This is a genomic window from Arenibacter sp. F20364 (assembly GCF_023015905.1).
In the GTDB taxonomy this organism is placed as follows: Bacteria; Bacteroidota; Bacteroidia; order Flavobacteriales; family Flavobacteriaceae; genus Arenibacter.
Genome location: NZ_JALKBD010000015.1, coordinates 83,058 through 98,666 on the forward strand (window position 1 = coordinate 83,058; position 15,609 = coordinate 98,666).

Genomic DNA, 15,609 nt, shown 5'->3' on the forward strand with positions numbered 1-15,609 from the left:
TAAATTCAAAAAATTAGCATCAAAATTATGGCCCATGCATACATGGCCCAACTTTATTCCAGAATTTGACCCTTAGCCAATAAAAGGCCCCTCAATTTATCATAGTCCACTTCCTGTACCGTAGTCTGAGCATCAATTGCCAATACAGCTGCAGTAGCGGCCGACTGTCCCAATATCATAAACACTGGCTCCATACGGATAGAACCAAAGGCAATATGGCTCGAAGATACACATACTGGAACCAGTAAATTTTTACATTCGTCCTTTTTTGGAACCAAAGAGCCATAGGAAATGGTGTAAGGCCCATTGGTACTTACCCCTATATCCCCTTCATTCTGAACAAACCCATCCGGCTTAATATAGCGTTGCACATTGTGCGAATCCATGGTATACGATCCCATACCAATAGAGTTTGGAGTTGGACTTTTCTTAAGAAGTTCGTTTTCGGTCATCACAAATTCCCCGATCATGCGTCGCGCCTCCCTAACATAGATCTGATGTGGCCAGTTGCCATTATCAGTAAATTCATCCTTTGCCAAGCCCCATTTCTGCATTTCGGTCTGCAAATCCCCGGGCACCCTAGGGTCGTTGGCCACAAACCAAAGTAAGCCCTTTTGGTAATTTTCATGCTCCATTATGATTTCCTTTCTTCTTTCGTAGCTTGCCTCTGGATAATCATAGTTCATACCTATATTATCGCTGCTCAAGGGTCCGTGGTTGTTGGTATCCGTTTTATGGTTGGGGACCGCATCAAATTTCTCGAACCAATCCTTTCTTCCTGTTTCGAAGACCCTCGCCAAGAGTTCATAATTCAAGGGATCATAGTCGTCCGGTTTTGGAAAAGGGATTCTATTTTCAGGATGATTGGTCATGCACATACGGAAACAATAGGCCTGGATTTTATCATCTCCGCTATACTTTTCACCTGGGTCCTCTCCCGACACCCTAGGCAGGAGGCCGCTGCTTGGGTCGCCCGGGACTCTATAAGGAGATATATCGGATTGAAACCAATGCTTATGGTGCAATACCCCCGTTTGTACCCCGTTCCACTCCTCACCATAGACTTCTTTACCTTCACGGCCAACGTGATAACTTACGCCAGCCGCAGCCATAAGATCCCCTTCATAGGTAGCGTCTAAAAATATTTTGCTGGAATAAGTCTTCCCGGACAAGGTAGTTATAGATACAATCTTACCGTCCTTCATCGCTACCCCCTGCTCCCTATTAAGCCATTCATTCCGGTCTACCTGTATCTCTTCTTCCCTTACCCAGTCCTCGAACACCTTTTCGGCAACATGTGGTTCAAAGATCCACATGGTCCTATTCTCGCCGTCCATGGCAGGAGTACCCTGACCTTTATTGCCGTACTCCTCTTTTTTTTGCCAAACCCAAGCCTCATCTGTGCTATAATGATTCCAAACCCTTTGGTAGAACTCGCGCGCAAGTCCCCCAATAACACTCTTGTCACCTGTATCGGTAAAGCCCAAGCCCCCAGAAGACAATCCTCCCAAATGCACATCAGGGGATACCACTATTACCGATTTTCCAGATCGCTTTGCTTCCACTGCCGCGGATATCGCAGCGGAGGTGCCCCCGTAAATAATGATATCAGCAGTAGCGATAGGTATCCTATTTTTTTCCGATTGTTTACAACCCATTGGCCCCATAAATCCCATTATTACCAAAAGGAGGGTCAAATATTTAATCTTACTGCTTTGCGTCATTATATTTGGTCTTTGAATTTATTATCTAGAAAATAGGAAGGTTAATTTTATTTTAATCTTTGTCCATCTTTTAAGAGCTGCTCCTTTAGTTTAACATATGGCACATCCTGAACAGTGGTATTCCCATTAATAGCCATGGCTGCTGCCGTGGCCGCTGACTGTCCAAGAACCATAAACACTGGCTCCATACGAATAGATCCAAAGGCAATATGGGTAGAACTAACACATACTGGGACAATTAGATTGTTACATTCCCCAGTTTTTGGAACCAATGCACCATAGCTTATGGGATAGGGCTTAAAGCCGTGGGCCTCCACATTGCCCTCGTTCTGCACATATCCGTTAGCATCCACATAGCGCTGCACGTTGTGCGAATCCATACCATAGGCAGCCAAACCTATGGCGTCCTCGGCCACTTTTAAGGCCTCACAATTGTGTTGTGTCATCACATAATCACTGATCATCCGTCTGGCCTCGCGGACATAAAGCTGTTGTTGCCACCCGTCCGCTCTCTCAAATTCATCCTTGGAAGTTCCCCATCTGGAGGCTTCTTCACGCACCTCTTCCGGTATTCTTGGATGATTGGCCAAAGTCCACATCAAACCCATCTGATAATTCCGGTGGTCTTCGATGATTTTTTCCCGTTCGGCATAGGAAGCATTGGGGTAGTCATAATTCTTACCGATATAGTCTGTAGAAAACCCAAACTTGTTGTTCGTATCCGTTTTTCTATTAGGCATACTGGAGTTGATCCAGGGCAGTAACGAATTGCCATAGCTGTACATCTCCCTTATAGGCCCCTTTCTAGCTTCGTAATTCCTGAACAGCAGTTCATAATTCACCTCATCATAATTTGCCGGCTTTTGGAATGGAATACGGTTTTCTGGGTGGTCCGTTAGGCACATTCTAAAACAGTAGGCCTGAATTTTATCATCCCCTGCCCCCTCAAGCCCTGGTTTTTCGTTCACATTTGGTAAAAGCCCAGATGAAGGATCGCCCTTTACCACATACGGATCTACCCCTGGAATAAAATTGTGGTTGAACGCATTTCTGGAGACAAGACCTGTCAATGATGTATTTATGCTATTGGCCTGTACCCCGTTCAAGGTCTCTCCATACTGATCATTGCTTTCCCGACCCACGGCATAGGTAACCCCTGCTGAAGCCATCAAATCTCCCTCATAAGTGGCGTCCAAAAACACCTTTCCTTTGTAAGTCCTACCACTTTCCATGGTAATCGATTCAATCTTGCCATTTAGCTTTTTAACCCCGGATTCCCTGTTCAACCTTTCGTTGTATACCATTTTAATTTTCTCCTTGTCCATCATGGCCTTATAGACAGAGAGTGCCGCTGAGGGCTCGAAGGTCCACATGGAAGCCTCTCCGGCCTCGGTACGTGTCTGACCGCCATCCAAATAATCCGACTTTTTCTCCCATTTCCAGTTTTCAGGATCATCGTAATATTTTTTGATGTTCTCATAGAACTCCCTCGAAATCCCGCCAATGGCCTGCTTGTTGCCAATATCGGTCTGGCCAAGTCCTCCAGTGGTCAGTCCACCTATGCGATTGGTAGGCTCTATAAGCACTACGGACTTGCCCATTCTACTACTTTGTATGGCAGCGGATACCCCGGCAGAAGTACCCCCATATATGACAATATCATACTTTTTGGTTTGACCATTTACTACTATGGTCACAAAACTCAATAACAAACACCAGATTAATTTCATAGACTTATTTATTACTTTCTTCAGGGACTATTAAACAAATATCTCTGCCCTCCAAATTTTACATATGGCACAACTAAAACTAAAATTCCATTAATAGTAAGCTAAAATATTAGGGATCGGTCCTTTGGTGCCAAGGGTAAAAAATTAACATCCAAATAACCGCCACTAGCATTATCGTCGGTTACTATTTGCGGTTTCCCTTTAATTGATTCTATTGAAAAACGATGTATATGACCCGAAAATACCCCCAACAGATTTGGGGCGGAGAACACCGCCTTATGAAAATCAAAGGTGGTTTTGGAATGCCCGGTTTCCGGCCATCTCAATCGTCTTTCAATCTCAAAATTCTCATCTGAGGAAGCTCCCCAATCCGGATTGCCACATCCAAAAGAAATGGACTTCCCGGGGGCGTACATAGGGATATGCACTAAAAGCACCAACGGGACACCACTAGAAACCTGTTCTTTAAAAAAGGCCAACTGCTCTGTATTTATTTGATAGGTCGAGTTGTCGATCGCCAAAAACCGAATTCCCTTTACTTCGTAGGCCGCCATCAATGGATGTTTCCCCTGGTATAACGGCAACAATCTTTCCTTGATCCATTGATCCCTCAAATCTTCGAGTGTTCCCTCTATGCCCTCATAATGCCAATCGTGATTGCCAGCGACATAGATATAGGGGATGTTCACTTCTTTTAATTTGGCCGCTACCCATTCGATAGCCGCTTCAGACGGAAAACTAAAAATATCACCGATTAAAGTGATTAGATCAGCCTTGGATTCCTTAGCGAAATTCAGGGCAGCTTCAAATGCCAATTCAGGATTGGTCGTTTCCCCTGTTTTAAAGTGCTTAGTTTGATTATAGGCCTTGGCCATACGCCCACTATACATCTTGTAGGGAACGCCTCGCTCATCGTCTTTAAAAAGGTGGGTGTCAGCTATATGGACAATCTTAACAGCCTCTTTAACGTCTTCTGAAAAAAATTGAAGCTTATTCTCCTCTACCGTAACACAAAACTGGATGTCTTTTTCGGAGGACCGTGCAGATTTGTCATTTGCTGAATACTTGGTTAGTCCTAACCCAATTGAAGCTGTAGCGGCATTTTTAAAAAATAATCGGCGTTTCATCTGAAAAATACATTTATTGACTAAATCTAAAGGTATCGATTTAATTTACCAAATGGATTTTATTCCATTAATGGCAAATCCATTCAATTCCAAAACAGCATCTCTAGGGTTGGAAATTACCAAATTCTTATAAAATTCGTTCGGAAAGATCTGGGCGGTCATCACATATTGCCCGTTGTTTATAAAAACCTCTACAGACGACCAGTCCATGAGGATTCGAACTTCATATTCCCCCTTGGGCAAATTGGTTATGGGCATGGTTTGAACATTTTTGGCAAAATCCTGGTCGAACGAGGTTTTTCCCGAACGTGACCTATCCAAAACAAACTGTTGATTTGGGCCATCGAGAACCAAATTCAGATTCTCGCCCAATCCATTTTGAAACTCCAGATTGAAGGACCTTGAGGCAGTTTTAAATAGTACTTCGGAACTATTAAAATGATCGAAACTCAAAGTCTTGACCGAATTTTCATTTAGCGATATTTCCTCTTCGATACCCAAAACGGGAATTTTGTCAAAATTCCCCAAGGGATAGTTAATTAATTCTACCCTATCCTTAACGCTACGCAAGGCGAGTTTTCTAGGCACTGTCATTGCACTACGCCATTTTTCCGTGGGCGTCTCCTGGGCATAAGCCCAATTACTCATCCAACCAATAAAAATCCGGTCATCATTAGGCCCATTGTTATAGGTTACCCCAGCGTAATTATCGGTGCCCCAATCTATCCACTTATCCTCTTTTTGATCACTTGTAAAGGTTCTGCCATCAAAATCTCCTATAAAATATTGAGTTCCGCTGCCGCCATTTGGGGCTCCTGGGTTAATGCTGATCAAGAGGACCCACTTTTCCATATCCGTACCATCCACCTTTAAGGGGAACATGTCTGGACATTCCCAAACACCACCATGTGCTCCCTGTTCCTTTCCAAACTTGCTTACCATGATCCATGCCTTTAGGTCAGTTGATTGCCAAATTTGAAGGTGGTCTCCTGCTACCAATAACATGGTCCAATTATTTTCCTTTTGGTTCCAAAAAACCTTGGGATCCCTAAAATCCCTATAACCAGGGTTCTTAATGACGGGATTTTTATCATATTTGACCCAACTATCCCCATTATCCAAGCTATAGGCAATCCCTTGGGTCTGGAAATCGTCTTGTCCTGCTTCTGCCGTTTCGGCATTGTGATAGGTATATATGGCAACCAATGGAGGGTTGTCCTTGGTCCCCAACCCAGAGGAATTATTAGAGTCTAGGACAGCACTTCCAGAAAAAATATATCCATGTTCATCAGGGAAAAGTGCAACAGGCTTATTTTTCCATTTTACCATATCCTTGCTTACTGCATGTCCCCAATGCATGGGACCCCAAACAATATCCTCTGGATAATATTGGTAAAAAAGATGGTACACCCCTTGGTTATATACCAAGCCATTGGGATCGTTCATCCATTTTTCCGGTGGCGAAAAATGGAATTGAGGTCGGTAAGCTTCCTTATAGAGGTCATTTACGGCCCTATCACTACTGATCGGCGCTACCTTCTTCCCATCCTTGCAGGACAAAAGAGCCAATCCTAGAACAAACCAAAATATTCTTAGATGGTATTTTTTCAAAATCTGCAGTTTTTATTAAAAATAACAAAAATATACCCAATCAAAACATGGTGAATAACGGATTTAACCCTATTTATCTATAAAATTCAAGACAAAACTGATTTATGTCATATGAATTGGTCAATATTCTTTATAACTTAATGTATCAAATTACTGTGTCATGGAAACAAAAAAATATCCACGGGCAGATTTAAACAAAAAAAGTGGCCTTTTCTTTGTAATTGGTCTGACCTTAGTACTATTTCTTGTATGGAGAGCGTTGGAGTTAAAAACGTATCCCAAGGAAAATGTGGCCATTGAGCAGTTGACGGTAACGGATTACCTGGAAGAAAAAGTACCGGTTACTGAAATATTGAACGTTCCGCCTCCTCCTCCTCCAGCAGCCCCAGAAGTTATAGAAATCGTAGAGGATGTTGCCGAAATTGAGGAAACGGTGATTCAAAGTACAGAAATTAATCAGGAGACAATAGTGGAAGAGGCACCATTGAAAGTTGAAGATATAGCCGTAACGGAGGAAGAAGAGGAAGATATTGAAGTACCTTTTGCCGTTATAGAAAATGTTCCTGTTTTTCCGGGCTGTGAAGAATCTTCAAACGAAGCCCAAAAAGCTTGCTTTCAGAAAAAAATACAGGAACATATCATGAAGCAGTTTACCTATCCGGATGTTGCAGTGGAGTTGGGCATTGAAGGCAAGGTATTCGTCCAATTTATTATCGACAATAACGGATATATCACCAATATAAGAACTAGGGGGCCGGACAAATTATTGGAAAAGGAAGCCAACCGGATTATTGCCGCATTGCCACAAATGACGCCAGGAAAACAAAGGGGTAGGGCCGTAAAAGTTCCCTATACCATTCCAATTACCTTTAGGCTTCAGTAATCTGGGAACAACACGATTATATACATATTCTATGTTAATCAATTCCATTGGCTAAGCAAGTTTAAGGCCGTACTTTCGTGTAGTTGATCAGCTGCTGAGGACCTTCCAGTAAAACCCGAACAATTTGCAAGGTACCATCATCCTTGGTAGCTATCTCCCATTTTATGAGGGCAATGGTCCCTTTCTGAATTTCCAGCCCCGTAATACTTCGGGGATGAACGCAACTACCATCATTAAAAAAGGGAATATCCCCAGGATTGGGAAAACGAGGCCTGTGGGTATGGCCCGCTACAGTCAATATTTCATTCTTGGCCAAAATCCATTTTTTTATTCGCTTTTCAATTTTGATAAGCTCCTTATAGTTTTTTGCGGGACTAGTGGGATCGGCAATGCCCCATACCTGTAAAGGTTTCCATAAAACACGCACTAGAAATCTGCCCCAACGCCAGAAAGTGTAGTTCCACCAATCCGCTTGGTGCCCATGAATCAGAAAAACTTCTTGTTGACTAATTTTATGCTTTAAAATTATGGCTTCATGGAAGTTTATATCCTCAAACAATTCCTTGTTACAGTCCTCTATTGGTTCAAAATAAGACGATAGGTTCTTCTGTACATAAGTGGGATCCTTATAAACCATGTCATGATTTCCCCATATCATATGGAGTCTTTTTTCCATATGGAATTGCTTTAAAAGTTTGTACACGTTCTTATGTGCATTAAAAATGGAATCAAAGCTAATATTCTCCCATAGTTCATCGCCATCCCCCAATTCACAGTAAGTAAACCCCTCATTAAAGTAGTGTCTCAGGGCATGAAAATAAATATTGCGGTTATTGGCAAATTCGTCGGCAAAACTACTATCTCCCCTATGGCAATCGCTGAACAGTATAATTTTTGAAGTATCGTCAAAAGAAAGGGTCTTGGCATTTTTATAAGCTCTGGACAATCTGGTAAATGAAGACATTTCTTTTAGGTTAAAAGTTAATACTTTTTTTAGTTTAGGGATTAAGGTTGAACTAAACATCTTTGGGAGTATTCCCAAACTAGTCGTCCAACAGTAATTAAATAGGATAAATATCCAAAAAAAAAGAAGTCTTTTCCAATATGGCCCAAAAAATGAAAGAATGCATTTTCTTTTGTAATTTTACGGTCCAAACTTGGACTAAAGATAACAATGAAGGGATTTACGGATAAAATATCACCGTTGGAGCATCATATAAGCTTTGATAAATTATTGAAGCAATATGACGATATGGCAAATAGCGAGGATACTTTTCTTGTCTCCAAGGCTAAATATATATTAAATGCCCAAGCTCCTTTCCCGGAACTCCGTGATGGATTTACGGATATATCCTTATTGGAAAAACACAAGGATGTAATACAGATCATCTTGCAAGATCTTTTTTCCCAGGTTCTGACCAACAATGAAATAAAAACTGCCTCCACACCTTATACCAACGTTACTTTTAATTCCAGTAAACGTTTTGAGCGAATTTTGGAAGAAGCAGGACCAAACTTTACTCCGGAAATAAGGAATCAGGAAGAGGGGGTAAGTTATATTATGTCCTGTGTAGTAATCCTAAACTTTTATTACGGATTTAAGTTAGATTTTAAGAGGCCCTTTTTTTATTATATCCCCGATGCAAAAGGAGTAATGAAACATTACAGGATTTTGTACAATGCGGATTTCATAGATATCTTACCCAACGGAAAACCCCCAGAGATTACAGAAGATGATGTAAATGAGTTATTGAAAAATTTTGAAAATGTGGAGCTTTGGAAACAAAAAATTCCACCCAATAGTTTTATCAGTAAAGGTTTTGTAATATCCAACATGTTCGATGTTACCGCGGAACATTCAATTTCCGAGATAAAATCGAGCCTGATCATTAATGACAAAACTGGCGGTAATTTCATTCAAGGTGTTGAAAATACCTTTAAATCTTTATTTGGATTGCCCAATATGCGTATAGGGTTTTCCATTTACAATTCCCATGACAAACAATTTGAAAATGTAGCCATAATTGGGATGTGCAGTTTTATTTTACAAAACAAGCAGGTGGAGACATGCAATGAATCGCTTTGTAAGGAATCTTATCAGAAACTAATAGATCAGAATAGCTACTTTGTAATTTCGGATGTAGATAAATTTTTTAAACTCTCCGGTGGTATAGCGCCTTATAAGGGTTTGCACGACCAAAAAATTAAGAGCGCCCTTTTTGCCCCCATTGCAAAGGAAGGGAAACTGTTGGGAGTATTGGAATTGGTATCCGATAAGGTAAACGACTTCAATAATGTTAATGCCCAGAAATTGGACGACGTTGTCCCCTATATTGTATCAGCGGTTTTACGATCCTTGGAGGAAGAGGAGAATTTAATCGATGCTGTAATACAAAATGAATGCACCTCTGTTCATCCGTCCGTTTACTGGAAGTTTAAAGAGGAAGCAAAACGCTTTATACAGGAAGACACAGAGGGGCTGCAACCCTCTTTTCGTGAAATTGTCTTTGACGAAGTATATCCATTATATGGACAAGTGGATATCCAAAATTCCTCGCAAGAACGGAATTCGGCCATACAAAGGGATCTTATGATCCAGTTGTCCGAAATTAAAAATATAATGACCGAGGTTTGGCAAAAGTATAGTTTGCCCATTTACGAAGAACTCATATTTAGAGTGGACAACCATCTTGAAGAGATCAAGGAGATCCTGCATACCAATAGCGAACAGGCCATTTTTGATTTTGTCCAAGAAGAAATAAACCCCGTTTTTGCACATATCAAAAAATCAGATACCCATATCCAAAATCTATTGGTTTCCTATGAGTCCAAAATAGATAAGGGAACCCGTTCCTACTACGATCATAGAAAAAATTATGACCAAAGCGTAATGCTGATCAACAAAAAGTTGGCTTCGGTAATCGACAAGAAACAGGAAGAAGCACAAGAGATGTATCCCCACTATTTTGAGCGTTACAAGACCGATGGCGTAGAACACAATATGTACATAGGGGATTCTATTACAGGAGCAAGGCCGTTCGATCTACTTTACCTCAATAATCTTAGGTTATGGCAGTTACAGGTTATTTGTGAAATGGAAAATAAGCACTATGACCTCAAATCCAAGCTGCAGGTACAATTAAACGTGGCATCCCTTATCTTAGTCTATAATGGCTCGCTGTCCATTCGTTTTAGGATGGACGAGAAACGTTTTGACGTCGACGGTACCTATAATGCCAGATATGAGATCATAAAAAAACGAATCGATAAGTCTTACATTAAAGGAACCAACGAAAGATTGACCCAGGCAGGTAAAATTGCCATTGTTTATTCCCAGAAAAAGGATGAATTGGAATATCTACGTTATATCAGGTTCTTAAAATCCAAGGGTTATTTTAGTGGAAAAATAGAAATTGTTGAATTGGAGGGGCTCCAAGGGGTTTCGGGCTTAAAGGCCATTAGGGCTTCCATTCTTTATAAATCACATAAAGAAAAAGACAAGACCTATACTTACGAGGACTTAATGGAAGAGCTGAACAATTAATCTGTTTTATTTTTGTTCATATACCCCTATCGGGCCCAAAATACTTAAAGGCTACAACAAAGGCAAAAACGGAAATAATCATTCCAATAATAAAAATAGTATAGGTCCATCGAAGTATTTTATATTTCCTATTCAATACCAATCCAAGATAATACAAATCCTTGGTCAAAGAGGAATAGATATAATCCTTATCCTGTACCAATTCGTTAATGGCCCATTGGTAATCCTCGAGCTTCATTTTGTGAAAATTTCCAAAGAACAGCAAATTTACCTTGCGTTGCTTTACATCGTCCTTGGTAAACTGACCTTGGGTAACATTTGGCCTTGTGGCAAGAACAGCAAGTACCATTGACACAACGCTGAATAACACAAAAATAAGTGTTGGGTAAATCAGATAATTGTTCGAAGGGTTGTCCAGTTTGGTCATGAGGTTGGACAGCACCAAAGAAATAATAATGGCATTTACCGAGAGTAGGATATTGGCCTTGGTGTCAGCAATATCACTCAACATTAAATGATTTTTTAGAGTTACCCTAAACAAGGTCTGTATACCTCTATCTGGACTTTCACTCTTATATTTCGCCTTTAATTTTTCCTTTTTTGCTAAATTTTCCTCGGCTTTATTACCCTTTATAAGCCTTCTTAAATTTTTATTCTTTTCATCCTGCCAATTCTGAAGGGCATAATCGGTATAAAATCGCTGTTCCGTTTGGAACATTTTTAGATTCGCGTCCCGCCACTCCTTTTGCGTATAGGTTGCCAACCCTAAATTATCCAATTCCTCCCGTAATAACTCTGAAGTTTCCAAATAGCTCTTCTTCCCAAAATGGGAACAATCGGCATCCCTGATAATTTCCTCCAACAAGTTTTGGGGCTCATAGAACCTTTTCGTTGCCATAATTAGGCTACAAATACTATCTATCTTCTTTTGGTCGTAATTCTGTGTTGCCAAAAATTCCCGGGCTATAACACAGCTGGTCTCCTCGTGGTTCTCCGAACCTTTGGTATACCCGGTATCATGTAACCAAGCCGCCAACAATAATCTTTCATTTTCATCCTCCCCCAGTTTATAAAAGTTCAATAATTCTTTAGTACTTTTAACAACCCGCCGGGTATGACTCAAATTATGGTATAAATAACTGGAGTCTAATTTATTGGATAATAAATCAACAACAAAATTTTCAGTTTTTTCGAGAATTTCCGACATAAGAGTTAATTATGACTCACAAATTACAAAATTTTGATTTCTAAACTGATGAACATGAGGAAACATTACCTACTTATATCCATACTTTTTCTTTTGGTAGGCTGTGCCACATATAAAACAAAATATGCGGAAGATGGTATTTCAAGGCCTATATCCGGAAAGAGCGAATTATTACACACTTTTTATTTGATAGGTGATGCCGGAAAATCTCCTATGGATGACCAGAGCGATGCACTAAAAGCCTTTCAAAAGGCATTGGGCAAAGCCAATAAAAATAGTACTGCCCTATTTCTGGGGGATAATATCTACCCTGCGGGAATGCCAGACAAAAAGGATTCTACCCAAGCCTATTTGGAAGCCAAAAACAATCTTGATGCGCAACTGGAAACCCTGGCCCAATTTCAGGGCAATCCTATTTTTATTCCTGGGAACCATGATTGGTACAATGAAGGTCTCGAAGGACTGGAAAGGCAACAAAAATATATACAGAAGAAATTAAAAAGCAAAGAGGTCTTTTTTCCGGAAGATGGCTGCCCCATTGAGAAAATTGACATCAATGATCAAATTGTCGTTATTGCCATTGATACGGAATGGTACTTGACCAACTGGGACAAACACCCCACTATAAACGATAAATGCGAAATAAAGGATCGTGAAACATTTTTTGAGGAATTGGAAAGCCTTATCAAAAAAAACAGGGACAGGACTACCATTTTGGCCATACACCATCCCATGTTCAGCTATGGACCGCACGGCGGACAATACTCGGCAAAACTTCATTTAAACCCAGCAGGGGGCAACTTTCCATTCCCTATTTTAGGTTCTTTTGTAAACCTAATAAGAAAAACAAGTGGTGCCTCCTATGCCGATCTTCAAAACAAAAGATATACGGAATTAAGGAATCGCGTGATAACCCTGGCACAGTACTCGGATAAGGTTATATTGACTTCAGGACACGAACACACCCTTCAATACATTGTGGAGGACAACACTCCCCAAATCGTTAGTGGTTCCGGTTCCAAAGAAGGGGCCACAAGATTGTTGAACGGCTCTAAATTCTCCACAGGTAGAATGGGCTATGCCGAATTAAAGGTATACCATGATGGCTCCTCCGAGGTCCAATATTTTGGCGTTGGCCAAAATTACGATCCGGAACCCTTATTTTCCTCACAGGTACTACCTCCGGATAGAGACGAAAAATATGTGTTTAACGACAAAGATTTTCCAAGGGAGATAAAAGCATCTGTTTACTCCCCGGAAGAGATCGACAAAAGTAAATTTTTCAAAACTATTTGGGGCGAAAGATATAGAAAGTATTACGGCATTGAAGTTAATGCGCCTACCCTTCGATTAGACACTGTTTTTGGCGGTTTAAAACCGGTCCGAAAAGGTGGCGGCAACCAATCCAAATCCTTGCGGCTAGTTGATAATTCCGGAAAGGAATACGTTATTAGGGCAGTTAAAAAAAGCGCAGAGGTATATCTTCAGGCCATGGCTTTTAAGGATAAATATGTTATTGGCGAATTTAAGGACACCTATACCGAAAAATTTTTAATGGATTTTTATACCGGAGCACTACCCTACGGTCTTCTTACCGTGGGCACCCTTTCCGATGCGATAGACCTTTATCATACCAACCCTAAATTATACTACATTCCAAAGCAAACTGCCCTAGAGGAATTTAATGGGGAGTTTGGGGATGAACTTTATATTATGGAAGAGCAGGTGGGCGACGGCCATGGAGATTTGGGCAGTTTTGGTTATGCCAATAAAATTGAAAGTACCTGGGACATGATCGACAAAATTAAACGGGACGAAAAATATGTGGTGAATACGGATAGGTACCTAAGGACCCGATTATTTGATATGGCCATGGGCGATTGGGATCGACATGACGACCAATGGCGCTGGGGAGAAATTAAGGATAAGGAAACAGGAAAGATTGTTTTTGAGGCCATTCCACGAGATCGGGACCAAGTGTATTCCATCTGGGGAGATGGGGCGTTAATGAGCGTAGCTACAAGAATAATTCCTGCCCTAAAGATGATGGAGGGATTTAATAAGGACATTAGGGACGTTGAAGCCTTTAATAAAAATGCTTACGGCTTAGATGTAACTTTATTGGCAGAAACAACCAAGGCTGACTGGGAGAAACAACTGCAATTTATTCAGCAAAATCTTACCCCTAATGTCATTGATAAGGCTTTTGAGTCCTTACCAGAGGAAATTTTGGACGAAAACATCCTTGGTTTGAAAGAAATTCTCATATCCCGAATAAAGAACCTCCCCAAAATTGCAGACAATTACTATACGGCACTTAATAAGTATGTCGTTATCAAAGGCACCGACAAGGATGATTGGTTCGAAATTAACAATTTGTCGGATCTGGAAGTGGAGATCAAAGCCTTTCGCAATATAGATGGAGAAAAGGAAAAGCTATTTTTTCAAAAGAAATTCAGCAGCGATATAACAAAGGAAATTTGGATCTATGGTTTGGACGATGATGATATTTTTGAAGTTGCTGGCGCAAAGGGCAACAAAATCAAAATTAGACTTATTGGGGGACAGAACAACGATATTTACGACATTTCCGGAGGGACCAATACTTGGATATATGACTATAAAACCAAAAAGAATACATTCAAGAAAATAAAGGGAGCAAAGCTTAGACTTACCAAAGATTATGAAACCAACACCTATCAGCCGCTTAAACTAAGGAATAGTACCCGGCAGATAGTGCCGACCATCGGATTTAACCCAGATGATGGAATGAAGCTTGGTTTCAATGCTGCAAATACTTTTTATGGATTCAGACAAAACCCTTACACTACCCAGCACCAATACAATGCCGCCTACTATTTTGCAACCGATGGCTTTGAATTGGGCTACAAAGGAGAGTTTGCCCATTTTGTAGAAAACTGGAATTTGGAATTGGCCGCCCGTTTTACCAGTCCTAATTTCAGCGTTAATTTTTTTGGAATTGGGAATGAAACCGAAAATTTTGATGACACTTTGGAGATGGATTACAATAGGGTAAAAATTCAAAACTTAAGTTTTTCTCCCTCCTTGATATGGCGAGGACAGTTGGGAGCAAAATTCAGAACTGGTATTTTGTTGGAAAGTTTAGAAGTAGAAGAAACCGAAGATAGGTTCGTGAACACCTTTTATCTGGCCAACGGGGAAGAGAATAGGAATAGTTTTATTGGAGTAGATGTGGAATATACTTACGAAAATTTTGACAATAACGCCTTCCCCACCATGGGAACGGCAACTGGATTAATATTGGGATACAAGGCCAGTTTAGAGAACCAGGGGCAGGCATATGCCTATATTGTTCCCAGTCTTTCTTTTGATCATAAATTAGTGTCGAACGGCAGATTGGTCCTTGCCACCAAATGGAAAGCACATTTTAATTTGGGCGATGAATACGAATTCTACCAGGCCGCCAGTATTGGTGGAATAGATGGACTCAGGGGCTATAGAAATCAACGCTTTTCCGGCAAGACCAGTTATTACCAAAACACTGACCTTAGATACAGCTTAAAGAGATTAAAAACTGGACTACTGCCCGTTACGGTGGGAATTTATGGCGGATTTGATTATGGCAGGGTTTGGACACCCAACGAAAATTCCGATCAATGGCACAACTCCTATGGAGGAGGTTTTTTTCTTAACGGAGCGGATATCATGACCGCCAGAGTAGCCTTGTTCAATAGTGTTGACGGCCCAAGGTTTTCCTTTGGTATTGGTTTTGGATTCTGATGTACAACTCTAGCTTTTTTT

At 40.7% G+C, this 15,609-nt stretch carries 9 protein-coding genes; 3 read left to right on the top strand and 6 right to left on the bottom strand.

What is annotated here, in order from left to right:
* Positions 1–53 precede the first annotated feature (53 nt).
* The 4 genes from MWU84_RS13720 to MWU84_RS13735 all read right to left on the bottom strand — a co-directional run bounded on the left by MWU84_RS13720 (position 54) and on the right by MWU84_RS13735 (position 6,192).
* Positions 54–1,724: an FAD-dependent oxidoreductase gene (locus MWU84_RS13720; RefSeq protein WP_246902211.1), complete on the bottom strand. Its 1,671-nt coding sequence runs from the start codon at positions 1,722–1,724 to the stop codon at positions 54–56.
* Between the two features lie 47 nt (positions 1,725–1,771).
* Positions 1,772–3,454, bottom strand: a complete 1,683-nt coding sequence (locus MWU84_RS13725; RefSeq protein ID WP_246902214.1) for an FAD-dependent oxidoreductase — start codon at positions 3,452–3,454, stop codon at positions 1,772–1,774.
* 101 nt (positions 3,455–3,555) lie between these two features.
* Positions 3,556–4,581, bottom strand: coding sequence for a metallophosphoesterase (locus tag MWU84_RS13730; protein WP_246902216.1), 1,026 nt, complete (start codon positions 4,579–4,581; stop codon positions 3,556–3,558).
* A 45-nt stretch (positions 4,582–4,626) separates the two neighbouring features.
* Positions 4,627–6,192 (bottom strand): glycoside hydrolase family 32 protein, encoded by a 1,566-nt coding sequence (locus tag MWU84_RS13735; RefSeq protein WP_246902218.1) that lies wholly within the window; start codon positions 6,190–6,192, stop codon positions 4,627–4,629.
* Between the two features lie 160 nt (positions 6,193–6,352).
* Here MWU84_RS13735 and MWU84_RS13740 point away from each other — a divergent pair, with 160 nt between their 5' ends.
* Positions 6,353–7,075 carry an energy transducer TonB gene (locus tag MWU84_RS13740; RefSeq protein ID WP_246902220.1) on the top strand — a complete coding sequence of 241 codons (723 nt, stop codon included), beginning with the start codon at positions 6,353–6,355 and terminating at the stop codon, positions 7,073–7,075.
* A gap of 61 nt (positions 7,076–7,136) precedes the next feature.
* Here the strand turns inward: MWU84_RS13740 and MWU84_RS13745 are convergent, their stop codons facing one another.
* Complete coding sequence (locus MWU84_RS13745; RefSeq protein WP_246902227.1) at positions 7,137–8,039, bottom strand: metallophosphoesterase; 903 nt, start codon at positions 8,037–8,039, stop codon at positions 7,137–7,139.
* Positions 8,040–8,249: 210 nt separating this feature from the next.
* Between MWU84_RS13745 and MWU84_RS13750 the strand changes: the two genes are divergently transcribed.
* Entirely contained in the window at positions 8,250–10,619 is a 2,370-nt protein-coding gene (locus tag MWU84_RS13750; protein WP_246902229.1) for a GAF domain-containing protein, read from the top strand.
* A gap of 16 nt (positions 10,620–10,635) precedes the next feature.
* Here the strand turns inward: MWU84_RS13750 and MWU84_RS13755 are convergent, their stop codons facing one another.
* Positions 10,636–11,826 (bottom strand): Pycsar system effector family protein, encoded by a 1,191-nt coding sequence (locus MWU84_RS13755; RefSeq protein ID WP_246902231.1) that lies wholly within the window; start codon positions 11,824–11,826, stop codon positions 10,636–10,638.
* A gap of 54 nt (positions 11,827–11,880) precedes the next feature.
* On the opposite strand from MWU84_RS13755, the gene MWU84_RS13760 reads away from it, so the two are divergent.
* Positions 11,881–15,588 carry a metallophosphoesterase gene (locus MWU84_RS13760; RefSeq protein WP_348647873.1) on the top strand — a complete coding sequence of 1,236 codons (3,708 nt, stop codon included), beginning with the start codon at positions 11,881–11,883 and terminating at the stop codon, positions 15,586–15,588.
* Positions 15,589–15,609 lie beyond the last annotated feature (21 nt).